The 5,290-nt window shown below is 42.7% G+C and carries 8 protein-coding genes; all 8 read right to left on the bottom strand.

What is annotated here, in order from left to right; translation table 11 throughout:
• On the bottom strand, positions 1–265 hold a 265-nt coding region (locus tag SORDD16_RS11695; protein WP_241733973.1), incomplete at its 3' end, for a GTP-binding protein.
• A gap of 78 nt (positions 266–343) precedes the next feature.
• The gene (locus SORDD16_RS04210; protein ID WP_061452490.1) at positions 344–1,072 is read right to left on the bottom strand and encodes a metallophosphoesterase family protein; all 729 of its coding nucleotides are present in this window, start codon (positions 1,070–1,072) and stop codon (positions 344–346) included.
• On the bottom strand, positions 1,073–2,740 hold the full coding sequence (gene recN / locus SORDD16_RS04205) for a DNA repair protein RecN (RefSeq protein ID WP_061452489.1): 1,668 nt from the start codon (positions 2,738–2,740) through the stop codon (positions 1,073–1,075). It lies immediately after the preceding gene.
• A gap of 6 nt (positions 2,741–2,746) precedes the next feature.
• Positions 2,747–3,178, bottom strand: coding sequence for an arginine repressor (locus tag SORDD16_RS04200; protein ID WP_061452488.1), 432 nt, complete (start codon positions 3,176–3,178; stop codon positions 2,747–2,749).
• Positions 3,171–3,986, bottom strand: a complete 816-nt coding sequence (locus SORDD16_RS04195; RefSeq protein WP_061452487.1) for a TlyA family RNA methyltransferase — start codon at positions 3,984–3,986, stop codon at positions 3,171–3,173. The genes SORDD16_RS04200 and SORDD16_RS04195 overlap by 8 nt, the downstream gene beginning before the upstream one ends.
• Complete coding sequence (locus SORDD16_RS04190) at positions 3,979–4,854, bottom strand: polyprenyl synthetase family protein (protein ID WP_061452486.1); 876 nt, start codon at positions 4,852–4,854, stop codon at positions 3,979–3,981. The genes SORDD16_RS04195 and SORDD16_RS04190 overlap by 8 nt, the downstream gene beginning before the upstream one ends.
• The gene (locus tag SORDD16_RS04185; RefSeq protein WP_000043226.1) at positions 4,851–5,063 is read right to left on the bottom strand and encodes an exodeoxyribonuclease VII small subunit; all 213 of its coding nucleotides are present in this window, start codon (positions 5,061–5,063) and stop codon (positions 4,851–4,853) included. The genes SORDD16_RS04190 and SORDD16_RS04185 overlap by 4 nt, the downstream gene beginning before the upstream one ends.
• A partial coding sequence (locus tag SORDD16_RS04180; RefSeq protein WP_347230202.1) for an exodeoxyribonuclease VII large subunit occupies positions 5,041–5,290 on the bottom strand: 250 nt, incomplete at its 5' end. The genes SORDD16_RS04185 and SORDD16_RS04180, both read right to left, overlap by 23 nt.

Below are 5,290 nucleotides of genomic sequence, written 5' to 3'. Positions count from 1 at the left end.
CCGGCGTATCAATCAAGTGGAAAATATAGGTCTCTCCATCTTTTGCAGTGTAATTCAGTTCAATGGCATTGAGTTTAATGGTAATCCCACGTTCACGCTCAAGATCCATACTATCCAGAAGCTGTGCTTGCATTTCACGACTAGAAACCGTCTCCGTCTTTTCCAAAATGCGGTCTGCAAGGGTTGATTTCCCATGGTCAATATGGGCGATAATAGAGAAGTTTCGAATCTTCTCCTGTCGTTTTTTTAATTCTTCTAAGTTCATGATGCTCTTCCTTTCAGGGTATCTACTAATTATAAATTGTTTTTAATATTTTGACAAGACCATACCCTGCTAGGAGTACTAATCTTCGGCGATAAAACCATCATTTTCGATAAAGTGGTGTTCTGTCATTCCTTGGTCTGTAAATACGATTCCATGAAGGACACCACCATAGACAGCTCCTCCATCCATACCAATCTTGCCATCTTCTGTCATCCAAAGCTCGGCAGTACCTCGATCTTGCTTCAGTAAGCCATAAACTGGTGTATGCCCAAAGACAATGGTTTTCCCGGTATGATTTTCGGCTTCGTGGAATGGTTTTCTGAGCCAGACTTTCTTATAATCTGTAGTTTCATGCCAATCATCCAAGGTCAAATCAATACCCGCATGAACAAAGATATACTTGTCTGTCTCTACTACAAATGGCATTTGACGAATAAATTCGACCAAATCTGCTGCTTCTGTCGCAACACGTTTGGCATCTTCTACGCCATCGACTGGTGCATCCAAGGGACGACCTAAAATAGAGTTAATAGTTGTATCTCCACCATTGCGACGATAATGGTCATAGCTTTCTTCTGGGTCATCGAGCCAAGTCAGAAACATATACTCGTGGTTCCCTGATAAACAAATAGCTCCATGATTGTCAACCAAGTCTTTGACCATTTCTAGAACACGGCGACTATCCTCACCACGGTCAATCAAATCCCCTAGAAAGAGCAACTGAGTTTGACCATCCCAGGTTTTGAGAAGGTCTTCTAGCATCCCTGCTTTCCCGTGAACATCTCCAATTACATAATAGTCTGTCATTTATTTCTCCCTCGTTTGCAATAATTCTCTGGCTTGGGTAAGAGCCGCCTCTGTTACATTCTTCCCAGCCAACATTTTAGCTACTTCCTCTACTCGCTCTTCTAAAGTCAAGAGGCGAACCGTCGACACCGTTGAGTGCTCATCGCTAATCTTCTCAATAAAGAATTGATAATCCGCGATGGAAATCACTTGTGGAAGGTGAGAAATAGCCAGAACCTGACCATGCTGGCCAATCTTATGAATCTTTTGAGCAATGGCTTGGGCTACACGACCTGAAACTCCTGTATCCACCTCATCAAAGACAATACTAGTCTTGCCTTCTTTACGAGAAAAGGCAGACTTGATAGCCAACATGAGACGGGATAATTCCCCACCAGATGCAACTTTGACTAAGGGTTTAAAGTCTTCACCAGGGTTGGTGGAAATGTAAAACTCGACCGTTTCATTCCCCTCTCGACTAAATTTGCCCTTACTAAAGCGAACCTGGAACTGTGCCTTCTCCATATAGAGGTCCTGAAGTTCTTGCTTAATCTCAGCTTCGAGCTGCTGGGCCAAATCATGACGAGCTGATGCAAGCTGCCCTGCCAAGTCAACAAGATTGACTTCCAATTTTTTGAGTTCTACTTCCATATCTTCAGAAGATAGAGTATTTCCTGTCAAAAGATTGTACTCATCCGTAATCTTGGTAAAATACAGCAAAACGTCATCCACAGTACCACCATACTTGCGCGTGATACTATGAAGAAAATCAAGACGACTTTCAACTTGCATGAGACGATTGCCATCAAAGTCCAAGTCCTCAATAATATCTTCCAAACGCTTGCTAATATCTTCTAAAACATAGTAGGTTTCTGATAGAGAACTTGAAATTTCACGGTATTCAGGATCGTATTCTTCGATACTTTCCATATCATTCATGGCTGAACGGACATTGGCCAGACTAGAGAATTCCTCATTGTCCAACATACTGTAGGCATTGGTCAACGTATCTGCTATATTTTTGTAATTGAGAAGTTTATCCCGCTCTTGATTGAGAGCCGAGTCTTCACCTACTTGCAAGTTTACTGCCTCAATCTCTGCCATTTGAAATTCCAACATTTCGATACGAGCCTTATGTTCCTGTTGGTTTTTCTTGACTTCCAAAACCTGCTTGCGCATTTTGCGATAAGCATCAAAACTCGTCTGATAGGTCTCCTTCAACTCCAAGAAAGCTGCATCACCAAATTCATCCAACATCTGGATATGAAGTTGCGGACGCATCAATTCTTCTTGGTCATGTTGACCATGGATATCCACCAAATGTTGACCAATCGTTCGTAATACAGAAAGATTGACCATTTGCCCATTCACACGACTAACACTACGTCCATTTTGAAGAATTTCTCGGCGGATGATAATTTCATCCCCAAATTCTAAACCTTGCTCTTCAAAAAATTCTTGCAGAAGACGGCTATTTTCAACTGAGAACAGTCCCTCAATCTCAGCCTTGGGGGCGCTATGACGAATGACATCTGTAGTCGCTCTCGCTCCTAATATCAAATTCATCGCATCGATAATGATGGACTTTCCAGCACCTGTTTCCCCTGTTAGGACTGTCATTCCCTTTTCAAAATTGAGAGAAATGGCCTCGATAATAGCAAAGTTTTTAATCGAAATTTCAAGTAACATACCGACCTACCATTTTTTTACTTGTTCAAATATTTCCTTGGCATCTTCTTCATTTCTCAAGATAATTAAAATTGAGTTGTCGTCTGCCAGACAATTGAAAATTCTCTCTGAGAAAGCATTTACCAGCTGGCTCTTGACAAAGGCAGTATTTCCAGGAATGACGTTCAGATTGATCATATTCCCCATGCGCTCAGAGCCCACTATGTTATTCTCAGCCAACTGCAAACTTCTTACGATTGTTTTTGGCAACTCATAGATATAGGTGTTGTTTTTCAAAGGAATTTTAACAATCCCAAGCTCTTTGATGTCCCTTGAGACAGTGGCTTGCGTAGCAGAAATACCTGCTTCCTTCAAATGCTCAACGATTTCTTCCTGAGTCCCGATTTGGTAATCCGTAACAAATCTTCTAATTTTTTCAAGTCTCTCTTTTTTATTCATCTTTAAATTCTCTATGTGCTCTCTCTACAACTTTTTCTATTTCTGGGGCAACTTGATTACTTGCTCCCTCTTCCTTTTTCAAATATGCCAGAAATTCGATGTTTCCATGTCCACCTTGGATTGGTGAATAGTCTAATCCAAGCACTGAAAAACCTTGTTCAACTGCCATAACAGTAACAGATTCAAGGACATTCTGATGGACCTTGGCATCGCGAATGATTCCATTTTTCCCAATCTGTTCACGACCGGCCTCAAACTGGGGCTTAACCAGAGCCACAACCTGCCCTTGATCTGCCAAGACACGGTGCAAGGCTGGTAGGATCAAACTTAAGGAAATGAAACTCACATCAATACTGGCAAAGCTCGGCTCCCGCTCAAAATCAGTCTTTTCAGCATAACGAAAATTAAACTGTTCCATGCTGACAACCCGTGGGTCTTGGCGTAATTTCCAAGCCAACTGATTGGTACCAACATCGACTGCAAAGACCAACTCAGCACCATTTTGCAACATGACATCAGTAAATCCTCCAGTGGAAGCCCCAATATCAATCGTTGTCGCTCCCTCCACTGACAAATCAAAGACCTGCAAGGCCTTCTCTAGTTTTAGACCACCTCGGCTGACATACTTGAGTTTTTCACCCTTGAGTTTTAGCTCAGTGTCATCTGGGATTTTCTCTCCTGGCTTGTCAAAGCGTTCCCCATTTAGCACTGAAATCACTAGACCAGCCATGACACCGCGTTTGGCTTGTTCACGTGTTTCAAACAAACCCTGTTTATAAGCTAGTACATCCACTCTTTCCTTAGCCATTGATTCTCAAACTTTCTACCACTTTCACAATCGGCTCTGTTTCAAGACTGACTTGTTGGGCGATTTCTTCTAATTTAGCCCCGGCTCGATCCAGAGTTTGGTTACAAAAGGCAATGGCCTCTTTCAAGCCTAACAAGGCTGGATAGGTTGACTTTTCTGCCTGTAAATCCTTTTGCGGAGTCTTGCCGATTTCCTCAAAACTAGCGGTCACATCTAGCACATCGTCTCTGACTTGAAAGGCCAGCCCAATCAATTCACCAACAATTTTCAGTTTTGCCTGCATCTCAGGAACCAATCCAGCTATGATAGCAGCTGCTTGGAAAGGATAGGCTAGTAACTTACCTGTTTTATTGGCATGAATGGCCTGGAGTTCTTCCAAAGACAAGTGCTGGTGTTCGCCTTCCATATCTAAAACCTGCCCTGCAACCATCCCTAGACTTCCTGAAGCAAGGGATAAGTTGGCAATCAAGTCGACTTTGATCTGACTTGGCAAATCTGCCTGCGCGATCAAGGCATAGGGATCTAGGAACAAGGCATCTCCTGCCAATATTGCCATCGCTTCACCAAATTTCTTATGATTGGTTAAACGCCCCCGACGATAATCGTCGTCATCCATGGCAGGAAGATCATCGTGAATCAAGCTCCCTGTATGAATCATTTCCAAGGCCGCAGCCACCTGCGCGTGAGCAGGTTTGATAGCAACTTGTAAGGCTTCCAAAACTTCTAACAAGAGAAAAGGGCGAATACGCTTGCCACCAGCATGAATGGAATAGAGAACGGACTCTCGTAAACTAGAAGCAAACTGCTGGTCTCCATAAAAATCTTCCAAAACCGACTCGACAAGAGCTAATTTTTCTTGCTTCTTCATTCAAAATCACTTTCTGTTCCGTCTTCTTGCATGACCTTGACCAAGGTCTTTTCAGCCTTGTCTAACGTCGCTTGGAGCTCTTTTGACAAGACCATGCCCTTTTGAAAGGCCGCAATCGCATCTTCCAAAGCAATTTCACCATTTTCTAAACTTTGGACAATGGTCTCCAGTTCTGCTAGATTCTCCTCAAATTTCTTTTGTTTTGACATCTTTAACCTCTAATTCTACTTGACCATCCCGCATCAAAAGCGTCACTTGGTCTTTTTTCTTCAAATTTTCAACCGAATCGATAACGGACTCTTCTTTTTTGACAATTGCATAACCACGCGCCACGATTCGACTGGTATCCAACATCAACAAAGCTTCTGAAAGTCTCTTCACCTCAGCAACCTTGGCATCATAAACAAGCGCCATTTGGCTACGTAGGAGCTTGTCC

Origin of the sequence: Streptococcus oralis, from assembly GCF_001578945.1 — a bacterium.
GTDB classification, from domain to species: Bacteria; Bacillota; Bacilli; order Lactobacillales; family Streptococcaceae; genus Streptococcus; species Streptococcus oralis_Q.
Note: the sequence above shows the minus strand (reverse complement) of the source record. Positions and strands in the feature narration are given on the sequence as shown.